The following is a 17,799-nucleotide window of genomic DNA, read 5'->3' on the forward strand; positions in this document are numbered from 1 at the left end:
TGGTCACACCTGTTCCCATCTCGAACACAGAAGTTAAGCACTTTAGCGGCGACAATATCTAGCCAAGCGCTAGTGAAGATAGTTCATCGCCAGGTAATTTGACACTCTATTTAGAGTGTCTTTTTTTTATATTTGTGTAAGAAGTGTGATATAATTATTCGGATGGTGATGAAAATGAAAAAACAAATAAAAACATACTCAGTAACTGAGACAATGCAATTAGGAGAGCAATTTGGACAAAGTCTGTCAAAGGGTTGCCTTATATCTTTAGCAGGTGATCTAGGCGTTGGAAAAACTGCGTTTACAAAAGGCCTTGCGAAGGGTTTAAATATTTCTGAGACAATTAGTAGTCCGACATTTACGATTCTAAAGGAATACGACGGTCGACTGAATTTAAAACATATTGATGCATATCGATTAGAAGGTGTTTCTTCGGATGCGATTGGTTTATTTGATTTGTTAGACGATGAAAATGTTGTCGTACTCGAATGGGGAAAATATCTGGATGACTTGGATTTCAAAATAGACTATCTAATAACTCTTGATTATGATGATGAAAATGAGAGAACAATTACAATTGAGGAGCTGAATTAATGAATACACTAATTATTGATACATCGCATAAATTTCTTGCTGTTGGCTTGGAGGTTGATGGGACCTTGAAAGTAAATAAACAATCTCTTATGGATAAAAAGCAATCTGAATTTTTATTAACTTATGTGGATGAAGCAATTCGAGAAGCTAAATTGGTTCCTATGGATATCGACCAAGTCGTAATTACAAGTGGACCAGGAAGTTACACTGGTTTAAGAATTGGGATGACTTTCGCTAAAACATTTGCACTGACTAATCATAAACTAAAGGTTTATAAAGTTAATACATTGCTTTCTTTATCTGGAAATAATAATGGTTTCTCATTCATTGATGCGCGATCAGGTCGTGTATTCGGTGCTTATGTATCAAATGGTATAGTTAATGATGAGCGTATATATATGATGGATGAATTAAAGGATATTGATCTTGATTTATTTGGTGATCTGGATTTGTTGGATCAAAAATCAGAAAACCCACGCATTATACAGAATATTCTTGATGTAAAGGACTCTTGGGAAGTAGAAACAAATATTGATTTACTTGTTCCGAATTACATCAAATAATGATTCGTAACGCAACAATTGATGATGTTCAAGCAATTATTCAAATTGATCAACTTACACTTGCTTCGCATTGGACTGAAAAACAATATTTGGATGAACTATCAAACACAAATTCCGTGGTGGATGTCATTGAAACGAATCATAGCGTGATTGGTTTTTATAGTCTTAGGTTGATTGGAGATACATGTGATATACTCCAAATTGCAATTCATCCAGATTATCAATCCCAAGGTTATGGAAAGAAACTTATGAATCATCTATGTAGTATTTCCACAAATTACAAGGTAAAAGAAATCTTCTTAGAAGTTGAAGAAAATAATACAAATGCACTCCAATTCTATCTAAAATTTAATTTTGAAATGATATCAATTCGTCAAAATTATTATGGTACAAACAGAAATGCAATTGTGATGAGAAAGGTGTTATAAATGTTAATATTAGCTATAGAGTCAAGTTGTGATGAAACATCTTGCGCAATAATTAAAGACGGTATTGAGGTTTTAAGTAACTCGGTATCAACTCAAATTGAAATTCATAAACAATATGGTGGTGTTTTTCCAGAAGTCGCTTCAAGACTTCATGTAGAAAACATCAACATCGTAATTAAGGATGCTTTAAACAAAGCAGATATAAAAATTGAGGACGTGGATGCGATTGCTGTTACACAAGGACCCGGTTTAATTGGGTCTTTACACGTAGGTGTTATGGCAGCCAAAACAATTGCCTGGAGTTTAGGAAAACCTTTGGTACCAGTACACCATATTGCGGGTCATATTTATGCCAATAAATTGGTTGGAGATTTGAAATTTCCATTGCTTGCTCTTGTTATTTCGGGAGGTCATACTGAGCTCGTCTCAATGATCGATGAATATCAATTCGAAGTAATTGGTAAGACTCAGGATGATGCGGTAGGAGAGGCATTTGATAAGGTTTCGCGTCTACTTGGATTAGGCTATCCCGGCGGACCGGTAATTGACAAACTCGCACAGACAGGAAAAACGAATTATCAATTACCAAAAGTAAAAACAGAAAATCCACTGGATTTCTCTTTTAGCGGACTAAAATCTGCAGTGAGACAATTAACGCTTCGTGAGGAGCGCAATGGTCGTGAGGTTATTGTAGAAGATGTTGCATATGCATTCCAGCATGCAGCGGTTAGAGAGCTCATGTCACGTGTTGAATACGCTCTTGAGAACTCAACAATTCAATATAAATCGCTTGTGTTGGCAGGCGGGGTCGCTGCTAACTCAGAGGTTCGTAAACAAATTGTAGATTTAAATATAAAATATCCAAACTTAAATATTTTAGTTCCGCCACTTTGGGCATGTATGGATCAAGCGGCCATGATCGGATTAGCAGGTCAAATCGCTTATGATAAAGGTGTGCGTGGAGATTGTGAAATATCGGCACTTTCTAACAAACAACTAATTTCTTATTAAAGTTTTCACATTTAATATAGGAAGACTTTGTGATATGATTTACACGGTGGTGATATCATGAGTAATATATCTAATGTACCAAAGGCAACTATGCAAAGGTACCCTATATATTTAAAGGCATTAAGAAAACTCTATAATATGGGAGTTGAACGTATTTTATCGCGAGAATTATCTTTATTTGTAGATATTGAATCTACTACAATTCGTCGTGATTTTTCGTTTATTGGTTCTCTCGGTAAGCAAGGATATGGTTATGATGTGAAAACGTTAATTGAAACGTTTGATAATCTTTTAGGTGTGAGTTTTGAAGAAGAGTTGATTTTAGTGGGTGCCGGTAATTTAGGGCGTGCTATTCTAAATTATAATCGTTGGAATCACGTAGTTGGAGAAATTGCGTGTGCATTTGATATTGATCCTAATAAATTAGGGGAGGCATCGGACATTCCGATTTACCATATGAGTGAGTTGGAAGAGCGAATGCCTAAAGGATGTCGCATTGCTATCGTAACGGTTTCAAAAAATGTGCAAGAAACAATCGATAAACTTGTGGATTTAGGAATTGTAGGAATTGTTGACTTTTCGAGTGAACATATTCAAGTTCCAAAACATGTAATCGTAAAAACTGTAGATGTCGTATCTACGGTTCAGGAATTAATTTTCCAAACTAATAATATTCGTTAAAAATAGTTGAGGTGTAAAGATGATTTCATATTTAACAATACGAGAGTGCTATGACTTATTAGCATATGGATCGGAAATTGAAGTTGATGCAATTGAGTTTGTTCAATTGCAAGGTTGGGTTCGAACCAACCGCAAAGGGAAAAATGTTGGGTTTATAGAACTGAACGACGGAACCTATTTTAGAAGTGCTCAATGTGTATATGCAGCAAATCTTGAAAATTATGATGAAATTGGTAAATATAATACAGGAACAGCCATTACCGTAACAGGTTTGTTTAAAGTAACACCTGATGGTAAACAACCTTTTGAAATTGAAGTTAAAGAAGTCAAGTTGGAAGGTGAATGCAGTTCAGACTATCCGTTACAGAAAAAACGCCATAGCTACGAGTATTTACGTGAGATTGCTCATTTACGCGTTCGTACCAACTCATTCATGGCAGTTTTCCGTGTTCGATCGGTGCTTTCAATGGCAATTCATGAATTTTTCCAAAACCAAGGATTTGTTTACGTTCATACCCCAGTTATTACTGGAAATGATGCTGAAGGCGCAGGAGAAGCGTTTGTTGTTACAACACGTGATGATGCAAAATATGAAAAGGATTTCTTCGGAAAAAAGGCAAGCCTTACGGTATCTGGACAATTGCATGCAGAAGCTTTCGCACTTGCATTTAGGGATGTGTATACATTTGGTCCAACTTTCCGTGCAGAAAACTCAAATACAGCCCGCCATGCAAGTGAATTTTGGATGGTTGAGCCAGAGATTGCGTTTGCAGATCTCGAAGACAATATGAATTTAATCGAAGACCTTGTAAAATATTGTATTGAATATGTCCTTGAAAATGCACCTGAGGAAATGAAATTCTTCAATGAACGTATTGATACATCATTGTTAGAGCGACTCAATCAATTACTCTCAAGTGAATTCAAGCGAATGACTTATACTGAAGCAGTCGAGTTACTTCAAAAAGAGAATGACCGCTTTGAATATAAAGTTGAATGGGGAACGGACTTGCAGTCAGAACACGAACGTTTTATTAGTGAAGAAGTTGTTAAAGGACCTGTATTCATTACGGACTACCCTAAAGAAATTAAGTCATTCTATATGCGTCTCAACGATGATGGTAAAACCGTAGCAGCTTGTGATTTACTCGTTCCGCACGTTGGTGAACTCGTAGGTGGATCACAGCGTGAAGAGCGTCTTGATGTCCTTGAAAAACGTATGGAAGAACTTGATATACCAAAAGAGAGTCTTGAATGGTATCTTGATTTAAGACGTTATGGTGGTGTCAAGCATGCAGGATTTGGAATTGGATTCGAGCGTTTCTTAATGTATATTACTTCAATGACTAATATTCGTGATGTGCTTCCATTTGCACGTACACCACGTCATTTAGATTACTAGGAGTAGGACATGGATTTTAAATCAAATTATGTTCCAAAAGAAAGAAAAAGAGCGAACTACAAAATTGTAGTTCCTTTTATTCTATTAGTAGGGCTGCTAGTTTATGCTGTTTATGACCTTTATAAGCCTGCAAATCAAGAAATGGATTCTCATTTTTCGATATGTAAGACGGATTTTGTTCAAACACAAGAAATCCTTGCACATTTAGAACATCAACCGCCCATTGATTTGAATGATTATGGTATCTATGGACAAACGTTAGGATTGTATAATAAATCATACACAGTTCATGAACAAGATCCTTTTGATGGCAAAACTGTGTTTTTGAATAACCTTTGTAAAAATGAAGAAAGTGTCTATATGATGAACGTTGATTTGGACAATAAAATTCCAATGGAGATGCTTGAAGATGGTTTTTATCAAATTAAAATACTAGAAGGGCTCAAGCAGTTGTCACTTCGATCAGACAATAAAATTGATGACGTCTTTTATTCCGTATCAAAGGATGGCTATTCTAAAAAAATTCGAATTATCGCGGATAAGGATTTGTTTAATGACGATCAAGAAGTTATGAATGATAATTATGTATTTTTAGAGGTTTCATCAGTAGAAACACCGAAAGAAAATATTGATATCGTTATTGATCCAGCAGCATTTATTGAAGATGAGAATGGAAATATTGATTATGGTGGTCAACGCTCGGATCTAATCGAAAGTCAAGAAATGTATCGTACCGCTGAAGGAATCAAAACTCAGTTAGAGGCTAAGGGACTGACGGTAATGATTGCACGTGATGATAAGCTTCCGAAGTCATTAAATGGTCCGGATGGACGTCTAAAGACTGCTTACGATGTTGGTGCGAAGTATTATATTCAATTGCGTTTTCCGAACAGTTCATATGAAGGTGATAAGGGTGCAACGATTATGTACTCTAACTTTACCTCTAATAAGCTCGCTACAAATATTATGAAAAACATTATGAATACAACGTCCTTAAAACCATCGATTTGGTCTTCCGGTAGAAGTATGGATGGTGTGTATCATCCAGAACAAGTTGAGGGGTATGATTCCATTGATTCTATACGTGAAGCAGGTGGTCGTTTTACTGGGGCGGGAAGTATGAATGAAACATATCTCGAATTAAATCAATTTGCGTCGTCAAGTAACAAGGGTATGCAATCGATTGTAATTGAATATGGGTTCATGAATGATGATGAAACATTTAAGACATGGAAACAAGAACATTCGAAAATTGTTGATGCAACGGTAGCAGGAATTCTTGCAGAATTAGGGTACTCAAAATAATTAGGTGAAAGTATATGTTAGTTCAAGTTAAAAGTGCATTTAAATCTTTTGGAAGTCAGGAGCTTTTTAGAGATTTAAATTTAATTATACAAGAGAATGAAAAAGTTGCGCTTATTGGAGCCAACGGTGTTGGGAAAACAACATTATTCAATGTTCTCTCAGGTAATGAAATTTTAGATAAAGGGAATGTGTTTTGGAAGTCAGGTATCCGGACTGGATTTCTAGAGCAAATCCATATAACGCAAGATCAAGTGATCCTCAAAGATTTTTTCGCAGAGGCATACAGTGACATAACTCAACTTCAGGCTCAACTTCATGATTTAGAGCAAATTATGAAGACGGATCATAGTGAAAAGGTTCTAAAATCATATGACCGTATTCAAACTGAATTTTTAAGACGTGGTGGATACTCGATTGAGACAGAAGTTCATACGCTTCTTACAAAATTTAATTTTTCTGTAGAAGATTTGAATCGACCATTGAATACATTTTCCGGAGGTCAAATCACACGTTTAGCGTTCGTAAGACTCTTATTAAGCAAGCCAGATATTCTATTTCTTGATGAACCGACAAACCACCTCGATATTTCTACGATTGAATGGCTTGAAGGGTATCTTAATGCATACGATGGTTCTGTCGTTGTGGTATCGCACGACCGATTATTTTTAGATCGTGTATGTAATGTTGTTGTGGAGATTGAAGATTACATTGCTACACGATATTCGAGTAATTACTCAGGATATCAAGTTCTAAAAGAAAAAGATATTGAGCGTCATAATATTAAAGTTCGAAATCAACAAAAAGAAATTGAACGTATTGAAGGTCTAATTGAAAAATTTAGATATAAAAAAAATAAAGCAGCTTTTGCTCAATCAAAGATTAAGTATCTCGAGCGTATTGATCGACTTGAGACAAAGGATTCGAAAACAAAAGAGTTTAAAGCAGAATTTAAATCCCAAGTAAGAGGTGGAAAGGATGTTTTAACCTTAAGTGATTTTGTTATTGGTTATGATAAACCTTTAACAACCGTGACACAAACCTTTACGAGGGGGCGTCGTTATGCAATTGTCGGTGATAATGGTACGGGAAAATCAACGCTTCTAAAATCTTTGGCGGGACGTTTAGAACCGCTCAGTGGTGAGATTTTACTCGGACATCAAATTGAAATGGGATATTTTGACCAAAATCTTCTAGACTTTTCTATGGAAAAAACTGTTTTAGAAGAAGTATGGGATGACTTCCCTCAGTTAGATCATACAGAAATTCGAACTGCTTTAGGCCAATTTCTTTTTAAGGGTGAAGAGGTTTTTAAATCTGTTTCGGTTCTTTCTGGGGGTGAACGTGTTCGTTTGTCTTTAATTAAATTAATGCTCAGTCACGATAATCTTCTAGTTCTTGATGAACCAACCAATCATCTTGATATCCAAGGTAAAGAAGCACTGGAAAAATCATTAAGTCATTATGATGGTACTATGATTTTTGTTTCGCATGATCGGTATTTTATTGAAAAACTTGCGACGGATATATTGCTCTTAAAAGATGGTGTTCTTGAACACACAGAAAAGAGTATGAATGAGATTGTAAGTGAAAACAAACAAAAGTCCATGGAGCAAAAGGAATCGAACAAAAAAGAATATGTTAATCTAAAAAAATATAAAAATAGACAAAAGAAACTTGAAGAAGAACTGATTGAGTATTATGAAGATTTAGAAATTCATCGTGAACTTCGGTTCAATCCCGATTATTATCATGATTATGAAAAAATGAATGAATTAAATCAAACGATAGATGAAATTCATAATGAAATTAAGAACCGAGAAAATGAATGGGCTGAGGTTTCTGAAATCTTAGAAGAAAACGCTTAGAAATTGCTTTCTTATTTGGCTATTTTGATATTATTGTGTATAATAGGAATTGGTAAAAAATAAAGGAGTAGATTACTATATGGCTAAATGTTTAGTGGCTCAATCAGGTGGGCCAACATCAGTAATTAACGCTACTGTTGCAGGTATCGTTAAAGCAAACCAACTGAACCCAATTTATGATGTGGTTTTAGGTGGTCTTCACGGAATTGAGGGAATTCTTGAAGAAAAATTTGTGGATTTAACACACATGAGTGAAGACGAAAACAATGTTTTACGTCAAACACCTTCAAGTGCTTTAGGTTCATGTCGTTATAAGTTAAAACGCGAGAACGTTGCAGATTTCGAAAAATTGTTTACAATTTTAGAAAAACATGATATCCGTACAATGTTCTACGTTGGTGGAAACGACTCAATGGATACAGTGTATGCATTGTCACAATATGCAGAAGCAAATGGACATACAGAATTCCAGTTTGTTGGTTGTCCAAAAACTGTTGATAATGACCTTATGGTTATCGATCACTGTCCAGGATTTGCAAGTGCAGCGAAATTTATTGCTACAACTGCTTACCAAACATGGTTGGATAGTACAGTTTATACACGTCAAGATGTATTCATTCTTGAAACAATGGGACGCGATGCTGGTTGGTTAGCAGCAAGTGCATGTGTTTCAGGTGTTGTTGATATGGTAGTTCTTCCTGAACTAGCGTTCGATAAAGAAGCATTCTTGAAAACAGTTCAAAAACACATTGATGAAAAAAATAAATGCTATATCGTTGTAAGTGAAGGTGTTCGTTATGAAGATGGAACTTACTTAGCTGCTGGTGAATCAAAAAATGATACATTTGGCCATGCAGTTCTTGGTGGAGCAGGAAATGCTTTACGTGAAATGATTCTTGAAGCAGGTATTTCAGAACGAGCTAAAGTTCAAGATTTAAGTAACGCTCAACGTTCACACGCTACAGAACAATCAAAAGTAGATGTTGATGAGTCATTCAAACTTGGTATGTCAGCACACATGCGTTCAATGGAACCATCATTTACAGGTAAAATGGTAGCTCTTAAACGTGTTGAAGGTGTAGAAGAATACGATGTTGAATTCTTTGCAACAGATGCAAGCAATGTCGCAAACCATGTTAAGAACTTCCCAGTTGAGTGGATCTTACCAGAATTTGCAGGTATCACTCAAGAAGCACATGACTACATCGCACCTCTATTAGTAGGACGTCCAGTAGTTATGTTTGACGAAAAAGGTTTACCTCGTCAAGTAAAACCATTCTACATGCGTTAATTCAAAAGACTCCAAACGGAGTCTTTTTTCTTTATAATCAAGAACACATCGCGTAAGTTGTTGATTTAAAATCAATAAAGTGGTTAAATGTGGATATACATGCTAATAAAAAAACAATCACTACAAAGTGATTGTTGAAATTTTATTATGGCGGAGAAAGAGGGATTTGAACCCTCGCGAGCTTTCACTCCTATCGGTTTTCGAGACCGACCCCTTCAGCCTCTTGGGTATTTCTCCAACAATGTGTATTATACCAAGTTTTAATAAAAAAAGGAATATTTTATTGAAATTTATTTTTGATAGGAGTATTATAGGTTTTGTCTTTTTAAGGAGGGCAAATTATGGATGAACATATTCTTCGAATATTGAAAGCAAATCAAAGTGCAAAGCAGTTGGTTCATGAACATGAGTTGACGAATGAATTTGATCAAGAACACTTTGAAGAATTAAAAAAATCGATAGATAATGCGTTATCAGAAGTATTTGAACACGAATCTGCAAAGATTCGAGAAGAGTCTAATGCACGCTACGAACGCCTTAAGCCTATGTCAGATCATGAATATAACGAACGTGTCAAGGACTTGGACGAGCGGTTTAATGTAGCCAAAAAAGAATGGGAGCAAATTCTTTTTAAAAGAATTACTACATTAGATGGCAAGTGATTATGCAATGTCTACAAAGGCACGTTCGTTTTATAGTCAACATTTGACGGCTGCACACTATCGATCGATGCTAGAAATGCCTGATATTCCGGGAATTGCAAGTTTCTTGAAGAATGAAACACGATACGAGGATGTATTAGAAGGCATTAATGAAAAAGGGATTCACCGTGGTTTTTTTGAACAGCGTATTCGTTTAAAATCACATTTAGAGTTCTTAAGTCTTATGCGGTTTATTCAAACTAGTAAGCATCATTTTTATGAGTTCTATGTTCGCGAAGTCGAAATCTCGCAAATAATATTTATTCTGCATGCGATTGATGCAGGAACAAGTCATTTTGTGGAGGACTTTGTTGAAGATCTTAATCATCTTATGTCATTTGATGTATATGGTTTAGCGCAATGCACAACATTTGAAGCGGTTTATAAGTATTTAGAACATACGTCTTATAATAAACCACTCGCGTTCCTTACAGATAGTGTTGTTGATATTTCAAAGTGCGAAGATAGCTTAAAAATATTCTATAACCAACGTATGTTGGATCTAATTCGCCATGAACCAAACAACAAAGAATTACTCGAAGTTTTTCGAATTAATATTGAACTTGAAAATATTTCGAACGTTTACCGAATGAAAAAGTATTTTAATATGACATCGAATGAGATTCTAAAACGCGTTCATTATGAACCATACTATATCTCAGAAAATAGACTTCAAGATTGGATTTTTAACTGCGACGCAGACAGTTTTTTAGAAGCATTTAAAGAGACACCTTATGGTAAGTATGAGGATTTTGAAGGAGACCGTCACATCGAATATTACTTTGATATGATTCGATATAGTATCATGAAACGAAAAATTCGTTTTTCAACAAATTCAGATGTGATTTTGTTCTCTTATATGTTTTTACTGAAAATAGAAATCGAGAATATTATTGATGTTGTTGAGGGAGTTCGATACCAGATGAGCCCCGAAGAAATTGTTAAGTTGCTGATTATTTAGGAGGTGGTTTAGTGGCAATAGAAAAAATGAGACTTGTTATGGTATCAACGGAACCTAAAAATGTGTTATCGATGATTGACAATATTATGACTTGTCCAAACTTTCATCCTGAACTTGCGACGGAAGTTGTAAAGGATGGAGACGGTGGGTTGTTATATCCCAACGATCGAATTTATGACAGTTATCTTTCACGATGTGAGCGTATTATTACAGATTTACATTTAACGCTAAGTGATAACCATGATCGCAGTTATTCAGTGGAACAAATTGAAAATGCTCTACAAGAAGCTGAGCAACGATATAATACACTTCACCGACAAGAATCGTCTTTATCAAGTTTAAATGATGATGACAAAATAGCATTAAGTAAGTTGCGAGAGTATCCTTTAGATCAAGTAGAGGAGGGCTTTATCCGTGTACATTTCGGAAGAATTCCTACTAATTCATTATCTAAAATTACACTGCATAATGATGAACGATTTGTATTCACAGAATTGCATCGAACGAAGCAGTATGGTTGGATTGTTTGGATTTGTTTGGAAGAAGATGAAAATCATCTTGTCCCAATGTTTGAGACGTTATTTTTTGAACCGCTCGCGATACCGATTGGTGCGGATGATAGTTTAAGAAAAGAATGTGCCGATTTGTTAGAGAATATGTATGGATATATTAAAGAACAATCGATGAAAGAGGCATACTATAAATATATAACAATCTACAATCAAGAAGCGGTAATTGTTGGATTTATTCCAGAAACAAGACTTTCGGTTTTTGAGTCGTTATTTCCAAAAGAAATGAAGGTTTTAAACTTTGATGCATCAACGCAAGAAGGTTTATTACCGCCAACACGATTGAAGAATGGTTGGTTCTCTCGACCGTTTGAGACTTTTGTTGAAATGTACAGTTTGCCTAAATATGGCGAATTTGATCCAACTACATTTTTTGCAATAACATATTGCTTGCTGTTTGGGATTATGTTTGGCGATTTAGGTCAAGGGTTTGTAATCGCATTAGGCGGGTATTATTTATCTAAGAAAAAAGGGATTAAGCTTGGAGATGTTGCGGTCCGAATTGGAATGTTCTCCATGTTCTTTGGATTAATTTATGGTTCGTTTTTTGGAAACGAAGAAATTTTGAAACCAATTCTAGCGCCATTTGGATTACCGATTCATGTTACAAGTCCTGATTTCACGATGACGTTGCTCTTAACAACAGTCACACTTGGAGTTGTCTTGATTTTAATGTCAATAGTGCTCAATATCTTTTTATCGTTAAAGAAAAAAGATTTCACGAACGCAATTTACAGTCAAAACGGTATTGCTGGCTTGATGTTTTACGGGTTTATTATGGGGGCCGTCGCATTAAATTCTCAAGGAATCAATGCTGTCAATCCACTAACAATTTTCCTGTTTATTGTTTTACCGTTAGTCATGATTTTATTTAAAGAACCGTTATCGAATCTTATGAATAAAATGAGTGCCTCTCCCCATGAAGGTTGGGGTGGTTACTTAGTCGAAAGTTTCTTCGAATTATTTGAAGTTTTATTAAGTTTTATCGCCAACACGATGTCATTTCTTCGTGTTGGAGGGTTTGTCCTTTCACATGCTGGAATGATGAGTGTTGTTATGACTCTCAATGAGATGGCGGGAAATGCGGGTATTTTAATCTTAATATTCGGTAATATTTTCGTTATCGGTTTAGAAGGACTTATTGTTGGTATTCAAACATTACGTTTGGAATATTATGAAATGTTTAGTCGTTATTACGACGGTGGTGGAAAGCCATTTAAATCAGTTTACTAAGGAGGAAATATTTATGTCATTATCATTATTTGAAATTCTCGGACCAATGCTTTTAATTGGTCTTATCACGTTACCACTTATACCGGTATATAAGAAAAAAGTGGATCCACAAAATGCGAAGTTCCGAGTTTGGTTCCAAGTATCATGTTTCTTTGCAGCATTAATTGGTGTTGTTTTGATTAGTGGTTATACACATGCTGATGAAGCTGTCTCAAATGCGTTTCAAGGAAGTAATGCACAGGGAATGGCTTATTTAGCTGCTTCGATTGCTGTAGGCTGTTCTGTACTTGGTGCTGGATATGCTGTTGGTCAAGCGGCACCTGCTGCAATTGGTGCTATTTCTGAGAAGGGTGAAAACTTTGGTAAAGCAATGATTTTCGTTGCACTTGCTGAAGGGGTTGCGATTTATGGGCTCTTAATCGCTATTCTTATTATTAATAAATTATGAAAATGTATCTTATCAGTGACAACATCGATACCCAAATGGGACTACGTTTAGCTGGTATTGAGGGTGTGGTTGTTCACGAAAAAGAGGAACTTAAAAAAGAACTTGAAACTGCAATTCACAGTGCTGATATTGGAATTGTTTTACTTACAACTAAAATTTTCGATTTAGATCGTGAGTATATTCAAGATTTAAAATTAAATCTGTCGAGTCCTTTAATTGTTGAAATATCAGACCGACATAAATCTCATGAAGTTCAATCGATGATTGATGAAACAATTTCTAAAATTATCGGAGAGGTGGTATAAATGGCTGGAGAAAAAGCTAAGGTTTCAAAAGAAATCGTTAATATTATTGATGAAGAAGCACGAAATTATACAGAAATGAGTCAACGTGCTCAAAAAGAAAAAGTAGATTCAGAACTTTCAGCATATAAAATTCAAGTTGAACATTCAATTAAATCACGTATTCGAAGTATTAAAGATCGCGAAGAAAAAAAACGCAGTCGCGTCGAATCGGAATTAAGATTCAGTGTGCAAAAGCGTCTTAGAATGCGTCGTCAAGAATTGCTTGATTCATTTGGAAATGAAATTAAGGAGAAAGTAGTTCATTTTCGAAAATCGGAGGACTATAAAAATTATCTCGATCAATGTCTTGATGATTTAAATCTTGATCCAACACTGCCGGTAGTGATTTCGATTTGCAGAGAAGATCAGTTATTATTTGATGTAAAAAATGCAACAATCGAATTTATTGAACTTGAACTTGGCGGGTTTTTATGTGAAGTTGGCAATGTTGTTTATGATTACACATTGGATTCTCGATTTAATGATGCAATGAAATATTTTGTTCAGGAAAGTCAATTATGGATATAGAGGTGATCAATATGAGTACAATTTATTGGATTAATGGTCCAATTATTAAGAGTCAAGATGTTGATAACTTCACAATGTCTGAGATGGTGTATGTTGGACATCAAAAATTATTAGGAGAAGTTATTGGAATCGATGATGATTTCGTGACCATTCAGGTTTATGAATCAACATCTTCTATGAAAGTTGGAGAACCCATTGAACATACGGGCCAACCCTTAAGTATTGAGTTAGGACCTGGACTTTTGGGTAATATTTATGATGGTATTGGGCGTCCTCTCCAAGGATTGTCTGAAAAATATGGTTCCTATCTCGATGTGGGTCAAAGTATGCGTACATTGTCCGAAGATCGTGAGTGGCACGTGAATTTTTCCGTTTCAAAAGGCGATTTTGTTGAGTTAGGTCAGATTTACGCAACATTTGAAGAAACAGGTTCAATCGAGCATCGTTTGATGGCTACGACGGCTGGAACTATTGTATCGGAGTGTCAAGATGGACTTTATAAACTTGATGATACGCTGTTAACATTAGAAGATGGAACCGTGTTTACACTTTCTGTAATGTGGCCAATTCGCCATGAACGCCCTGTTGCGCGTCGTATTGATGCGAAGCAACCATTGATTACGGGACAACGAGTTATTGACACGTTGTTCCCAATTGTAAAGGGCGGTAGTGCCGCAATTCCAGGTGGTTTTGGCGCAGGTAAAACAATGCTTCAACATCAACTTGCAAAATGGTGTGATGCCGATATTATTGTCTATATTGGATGTGGCGAACGTGGGAATGAAATGGCTCAGGTTCTTGAAGAATTTTCAGAATTAATTGATCCAAAAACGGGACGTACGCTAATGGAACGAACCATTTTAATTGCAAATACATCTAACATGCCTGTAGCAGCGCGTGAGGCCTCTATCTATACGGGAATTACCTTTGCAGAGTATTACCGTGATATGGGCTATCATGTAGCCCTTATGGCTGATTCGACGTCACGCTGGGCAGAAGCATTGCGAGAGTTATCAGGACGCCTTGAAGAAATGCCAGCAGAAGAAGGATTTCCAGCTTATCTTGCATCAAGGTTAGCGGCCTTTTATGAAAGAAGTTCGTTTGTTGATACGCTCAATGGTGATGTGGGTTCAATTAGTATTATTGGTGCGATATCACCTCAAGGTGCTGATTTTTCGGAGCCTGTAACACAAAATACGCAACGTTTTATTGGTTGTTTCTGGGCTTTAGATAAAGCTTTAGCGTACATTCGTCATTTCCCATCTATAAACTATAATTTATCCTATAGTGAGTATCTTGTTCAATTAGATGGATGGTATGATCAACATATTGCACCTGAGTTTTTGGAGTATCGACAAATGATTCTATCTATTCTTAATGAAGAAACAAGTCTGATGGAGATTGTGAAATTAATTGGTCAGGATGTCTTGGCAGATAGACAAAAATTAACGCTTGAAATGGGACGTGTGATTCGTGTCGGATACCTACAACAGAATGCATTTCACGAGTACGACAGTTCTGTTTCGCTCCAAAAGCAATTTGAAATGTTGAAGCTCATTAACTATACATATCAACAATGTCAATTGGTGCTACATGATAAAAAACCTATGAACGCAATCACAAACACCCATATTTTTGATGAAATTGTGGGAATTAAATATGCCATTGATGAAGATTTATCAAAGTTTGATGCATACTATAAAAAAGTAGACGACGCACTTGCGTCCATTCAATAGGAGGAGATCGATATGAGTATATTATTTAAAGGATTATCGAGTATTAATGGTCCTCTAGTAGCAATTGAAGGTGTTAAAAACGCATCCTTTGATGAACTCGTGGAACTTGTAGATGATGACAATCATAGACGTCTTGGACGCATTATTGAATTGCAAGGTGAGCGAGCATTAATTCAAGTTTTTGAAAATACTGAGGGCATGTCGAAGAAAAACATGTTAACACGATTAACTGGAAAGCCTATTGAGATTGGTCTTTCTGAAGAAATATTAGGTCGAAGTTTTAGTGGCTCTGGAGTTCCAATCGACGGATTAGGACCCGTGTTTACTGAGAAATTCTCGGATATTAATGGACGAGTTATTAACCCTGTATCTAGAATTTATCCTCGAGATTATATTAATACAGGCGTTTCCGCTATTGACGGGTTAAACACACTTATTCGTGGACAAAAATTACCGATTTTCTCAGGGAGTGGGTTATCCCATAATGAGCTTGCTGCACAGATTGTTCGTCAAGCGAAGTTGCATGGAGATAGTAATGAAGATTTTGCTATTGTCTTTGCTGCGATGGGAGTAAAACATGATGTTGCGGCATTCTTTAAACAGACATTTATGGAACACGGTGTAATGGATCACGTAACCATGTTCTTAAACCTTGCCAATGATCCAATCATTGAGCGAATTTTAACACCACGATTTGCACTTACTGCGGCTGAATATCTTGCGTTTGAAAAAAATATGCATATTCTTGTTGTGATGACAGACATTACATCATATTGCGAAGCATTGCGTGAATATAGTTCTTCCAAAGAAGAAGTTCCAGGTCGAAAGGGATATCCAGGGTATCTCTATTCAGATCTTGCAAGCATGTATGAGCGAGCAGGATGTGTTGAAGGAAGTACTGGATCATTAACTCAAATTCCTATTTTAACAATGCCTAATGATGATATATCACACCCGATTGCGGACTGTACAGGTTATATTACAGAAGGTCAAATTGTACTGGATCGAGGCATGACGCAAAAAGGAATCTATCCACCCATAAACGTTTTACCGTCCCTCTCACGTCTAATGAAAGACGGGATTGGAGAGGGTTTAACTCGAGGCGATCATTCAAGTGTTTCGTCACAACTCTTTGCTGCCTATGCAAAAGTAATTGATGTTCGAAATTTAGCCTCAGTTATCGGGTTGGATGAACTTTCGAAAGCGGATCAAAAATACCTATCTTTCGGTAAGATTTTTGAAAACTATTTTGTTGGTCAAGGCGATGGAACAAACCGCGGTGTCGCTGAAACCTTAGATATTGGTTGGCATTTGTTATCATTGCTACCAATTCATGATCTTGACCGCCTTGATTCAAAATTACTTGAAGCGCATTATGATCATGCTGCTGCAGTGGTATATTTTAAAGAAAATAGCCCCGAACTTGTGGATGCAGTCTTGTTAGAAGGAATGCACTAACGTGTTAATTACTAAAGGAAATTTACTTGCATGTAAAGAGTCGTTACGATTAGCAAAGTTGGGCTACGAGCTAATGGATCGAAAACGAGTTATTCTCATGCAAGAGTTATCCAAAATGATGGATGACGTTAAAGAATTGCGTGATGTGATCGACGAAACTTACGATAAAGCATATCTTTCTTTACAACGTGCAAATGTTTCATTAGGTGTAATTGATCGCATTGCAAAATTAATGCCTGTTGAAGAAGACATTAAAATAGTCTATCGATCTGTTATGGGCATTGAAATACCTAAAGTAACCATCGAGGAAAAGGAAGTTAAAATTCCATATGCACTTAGTGTAAGTAATTCGAGACTTGATGAAGTTTTTTTGCAAATGCGTCAGGTTAAGCTCTATACCGCAAAACTAGCTGAACTGGACAACGGTATGTATCGACTTGCAAAAGCAATTGAGAAAAGTCGAAAACGAGCTAATGCACTTGAACAAATTGTTATTCCAGATCTTGAGATTAAAATCAAAACAATTTCAGATGCACTCGAAGAAAAAGAGCGTGAAGAATTTATTCGAATGAAATTAGTAAAAAAAATGTAATTGAGAAATGACAGACGGTTATCGTCTGTTTTTTTTATAACTAAGATAAAGCAGATGGCTGAAAAAGATAGAATAAAAATTGGAAATTG

General features: G+C 36.0%; 18 protein-coding genes, 1 tRNA gene and 1 rRNA gene. 19 read left to right on the top strand and 1 reads right to left on the bottom strand.

The window, feature by feature from the left end; translation table 11 throughout:
- The 10 genes from rrf to EPJ89_RS03635 all read left to right on the top strand — a co-directional run.
- Positions 1-95: ribosomal RNA gene (gene rrf, locus EPJ89_RS08930) — 5S ribosomal RNA — on the top strand; the annotation flags it as partial.
- Between the two features lie 79 nt (positions 96-174).
- Positions 175-594, top strand: a complete 420-nt coding sequence (gene tsaE / locus EPJ89_RS03595; protein ID WP_125164346.1) for a tRNA (adenosine(37)-N6)-threonylcarbamoyltransferase complex ATPase subunit type 1 TsaE — start codon at positions 175-177, stop codon at positions 592-594.
- Complete coding sequence (tsaB, locus tag EPJ89_RS03600; RefSeq protein WP_125164347.1) at positions 594-1,157, top strand: tRNA (adenosine(37)-N6)-threonylcarbamoyltransferase complex dimerization subunit type 1 TsaB; 564 nt, start codon at positions 594-596, stop codon at positions 1,155-1,157. Before tsaE ends, tsaB begins: the two co-directional genes overlap by 1 nt.
- Positions 1,157-1,585: a ribosomal protein S18-alanine N-acetyltransferase gene (gene rimI, locus EPJ89_RS03605; protein WP_161637494.1), complete on the top strand. Its 429-nt coding sequence runs from the start codon at positions 1,157-1,159 to the stop codon at positions 1,583-1,585. The genes tsaB and rimI overlap by 1 nt, the downstream gene beginning before the upstream one ends.
- Positions 1,586-2,596 carry a tRNA (adenosine(37)-N6)-threonylcarbamoyltransferase complex transferase subunit TsaD gene (gene tsaD, locus EPJ89_RS03610; RefSeq protein ID WP_161637495.1) on the top strand — a complete coding sequence of 337 codons (1,011 nt, stop codon included), beginning with the start codon at positions 1,586-1,588 and terminating at the stop codon, positions 2,594-2,596.
- Positions 2,597-2,653: 57 nt separating this feature from the next.
- Positions 2,654-3,277 (top strand): redox-sensing transcriptional repressor Rex, encoded by a 624-nt coding sequence (locus EPJ89_RS03615; protein ID WP_003774010.1) that lies wholly within the window; start codon positions 2,654-2,656, stop codon positions 3,275-3,277.
- A 19-nt stretch (positions 3,278-3,296) separates the two neighbouring features.
- Positions 3,297-4,679 carry an asparagine--tRNA ligase gene (asnS, locus tag EPJ89_RS03620; protein ID WP_161637496.1) on the top strand — a complete coding sequence of 461 codons (1,383 nt, stop codon included), beginning with the start codon at positions 3,297-3,299 and terminating at the stop codon, positions 4,677-4,679.
- Between the two features lie 9 nt (positions 4,680-4,688).
- Positions 4,689-5,984, top strand: coding sequence for an N-acetylmuramoyl-L-alanine amidase (locus EPJ89_RS03625; protein ID WP_200549015.1), 1,296 nt, complete (start codon positions 4,689-4,691; stop codon positions 5,982-5,984).
- 14 nt (positions 5,985-5,998) lie between these two features.
- The gene (locus EPJ89_RS03630) at positions 5,999-7,849 is read left to right on the top strand and encodes an ABC-F family ATP-binding cassette domain-containing protein (RefSeq protein WP_200549017.1); all 1,851 of its coding nucleotides are present in this window, start codon (positions 5,999-6,001) and stop codon (positions 7,847-7,849) included.
- Positions 7,850-7,928: 79 nt separating this feature from the next.
- A complete protein-coding gene (locus EPJ89_RS03635; protein WP_125164353.1) occupies positions 7,929-9,140 on the top strand; it encodes a diphosphate--fructose-6-phosphate 1-phosphotransferase in 1,212 nt (403 codons plus the stop codon).
- Positions 9,141-9,288: 148 nt separating this feature from the next.
- Here EPJ89_RS03635 and EPJ89_RS03640 read toward each other — a convergent pair.
- Positions 9,289-9,377, bottom strand: a tRNA-Ser gene (locus tag EPJ89_RS03640).
- A 104-nt stretch (positions 9,378-9,481) separates the two neighbouring features.
- Between EPJ89_RS03640 and EPJ89_RS03645 the strand changes: the two genes are divergently transcribed.
- Genes EPJ89_RS03645 through EPJ89_RS03685 form a run of 9 tightly spaced genes read left to right on the top strand, consistent with a single transcriptional unit; the run spans position 9,482 to position 17,710 of the window.
- A complete protein-coding gene (locus EPJ89_RS03645) occupies positions 9,482-9,802 on the top strand; it encodes a hypothetical protein (RefSeq protein ID WP_125164354.1) in 321 nt (106 codons plus the stop codon).
- A gap of 7 nt (positions 9,803-9,809) precedes the next feature.
- A complete protein-coding gene (locus EPJ89_RS03650; protein ID WP_237558319.1) occupies positions 9,810-10,802 on the top strand; it encodes a V-type ATPase subunit in 993 nt (330 codons plus the stop codon).
- 11 nt (positions 10,803-10,813) lie between these two features.
- Positions 10,814-12,604 carry a V-type ATPase 116kDa subunit family protein gene (locus tag EPJ89_RS03655; protein ID WP_161637500.1) on the top strand — a complete coding sequence of 597 codons (1,791 nt, stop codon included), beginning with the start codon at positions 10,814-10,816 and terminating at the stop codon, positions 12,602-12,604.
- A 13-nt stretch (positions 12,605-12,617) separates the two neighbouring features.
- Positions 12,618-13,052, top strand: a complete 435-nt coding sequence (locus tag EPJ89_RS03660) for an ATP synthase subunit C (RefSeq protein WP_125164357.1) — start codon at positions 12,618-12,620, stop codon at positions 13,050-13,052.
- Positions 13,049-13,357 (top strand): V-type ATP synthase subunit F, encoded by a 309-nt coding sequence (locus EPJ89_RS03665; RefSeq protein ID WP_161637501.1) that lies wholly within the window; start codon positions 13,049-13,051, stop codon positions 13,355-13,357. The genes EPJ89_RS03660 and EPJ89_RS03665 overlap by 4 nt, the downstream gene beginning before the upstream one ends.
- On the top strand, positions 13,358-13,924 hold the full coding sequence (locus EPJ89_RS03670; RefSeq protein ID WP_161637502.1) for a V-type ATP synthase subunit E: 567 nt from the start codon (positions 13,358-13,360) through the stop codon (positions 13,922-13,924).
- Positions 13,925-13,935: 11 nt separating this feature from the next.
- Entirely contained in the window at positions 13,936-15,660 is a 1,725-nt protein-coding gene (locus EPJ89_RS03675) for a V-type ATP synthase subunit A (protein ID WP_161637503.1), read from the top strand.
- 12 nt (positions 15,661-15,672) lie between these two features.
- Positions 15,673-17,118 (top strand): V-type ATP synthase subunit B, encoded by a 1,446-nt coding sequence (locus EPJ89_RS03680; RefSeq protein WP_161637504.1) that lies wholly within the window; start codon positions 15,673-15,675, stop codon positions 17,116-17,118.
- Position 17,119: 1 nt separating this feature from the next.
- Positions 17,120-17,710: a V-type ATP synthase subunit D gene (locus tag EPJ89_RS03685; RefSeq protein ID WP_161637505.1), complete on the top strand. Its 591-nt coding sequence runs from the start codon at positions 17,120-17,122 to the stop codon at positions 17,708-17,710.
- The last annotated feature ends 89 nt before the right edge of the window (positions 17,711-17,799 follow it).

Origin of the sequence: Erysipelothrix sp. strain 2 (EsS2-6-Brazil), assembly GCF_016617625.1 — a bacterium.
Classification (GTDB): Bacteria; Bacillota_I; Bacilli_A; order Erysipelotrichales; family Erysipelotrichaceae; genus Erysipelothrix; species Erysipelothrix piscisicarius.

Coding starts and splice junctions, on each gene's coding strand:
- tsaD (WP_161637495.1), top strand. CDS start 1,586: ATGTTAATATTAGCTATAGAGTCAAGTTGTGATGAAACATCTTGCGCA.
- tsaB (WP_125164347.1), top strand. CDS start 594: ATGAATACACTAATTATTGATACATCGCATAAATTTCTTGCTGTTGGC.
- EPJ89_RS03615 (WP_003774010.1), top strand. CDS start 2,654: ATGAGTAATATATCTAATGTACCAAAGGCAACTATGCAAAGGTACCCT.
- EPJ89_RS03625 (WP_200549015.1), top strand. CDS start 4,689: ATGGATTTTAAATCAAATTATGTTCCAAAAGAAAGAAAAAGAGCGAAC.
- EPJ89_RS03635 (WP_125164353.1), top strand. CDS start 7,929: ATGGCTAAATGTTTAGTGGCTCAATCAGGTGGGCCAACATCAGTAATT.
- tsaE (WP_125164346.1), top strand. CDS start 175: ATGAAAAAACAAATAAAAACATACTCAGTAACTGAGACAATGCAATTA.
- asnS (WP_161637496.1), top strand. CDS start 3,297: ATGATTTCATATTTAACAATACGAGAGTGCTATGACTTATTAGCATAT.
- EPJ89_RS03665 (WP_161637501.1), top strand. CDS start 13,049: ATGAAAATGTATCTTATCAGTGACAACATCGATACCCAAATGGGACTA.
- EPJ89_RS03660 (WP_125164357.1), top strand. CDS start 12,618: ATGTCATTATCATTATTTGAAATTCTCGGACCAATGCTTTTAATTGGT.
- rimI (WP_161637494.1), top strand. CDS start 1,157: ATGATTCGTAACGCAACAATTGATGATGTTCAAGCAATTATTCAAATT.
- EPJ89_RS03650 (WP_237558319.1), top strand. CDS start 9,810: ATGTCTACAAAGGCACGTTCGTTTTATAGTCAACATTTGACGGCTGCA.
- EPJ89_RS03630 (WP_200549017.1), top strand. CDS start 5,999: ATGTTAGTTCAAGTTAAAAGTGCATTTAAATCTTTTGGAAGTCAGGAG.
- EPJ89_RS03675 (WP_161637503.1), top strand. CDS start 13,936: ATGAGTACAATTTATTGGATTAATGGTCCAATTATTAAGAGTCAAGAT.
- EPJ89_RS03645 (WP_125164354.1), top strand. CDS start 9,482: ATGGATGAACATATTCTTCGAATATTGAAAGCAAATCAAAGTGCAAAG.
- EPJ89_RS03670 (WP_161637502.1), top strand. CDS start 13,358: ATGGCTGGAGAAAAAGCTAAGGTTTCAAAAGAAATCGTTAATATTATT.
- EPJ89_RS03680 (WP_161637504.1), top strand. CDS start 15,673: ATGAGTATATTATTTAAAGGATTATCGAGTATTAATGGTCCTCTAGTA.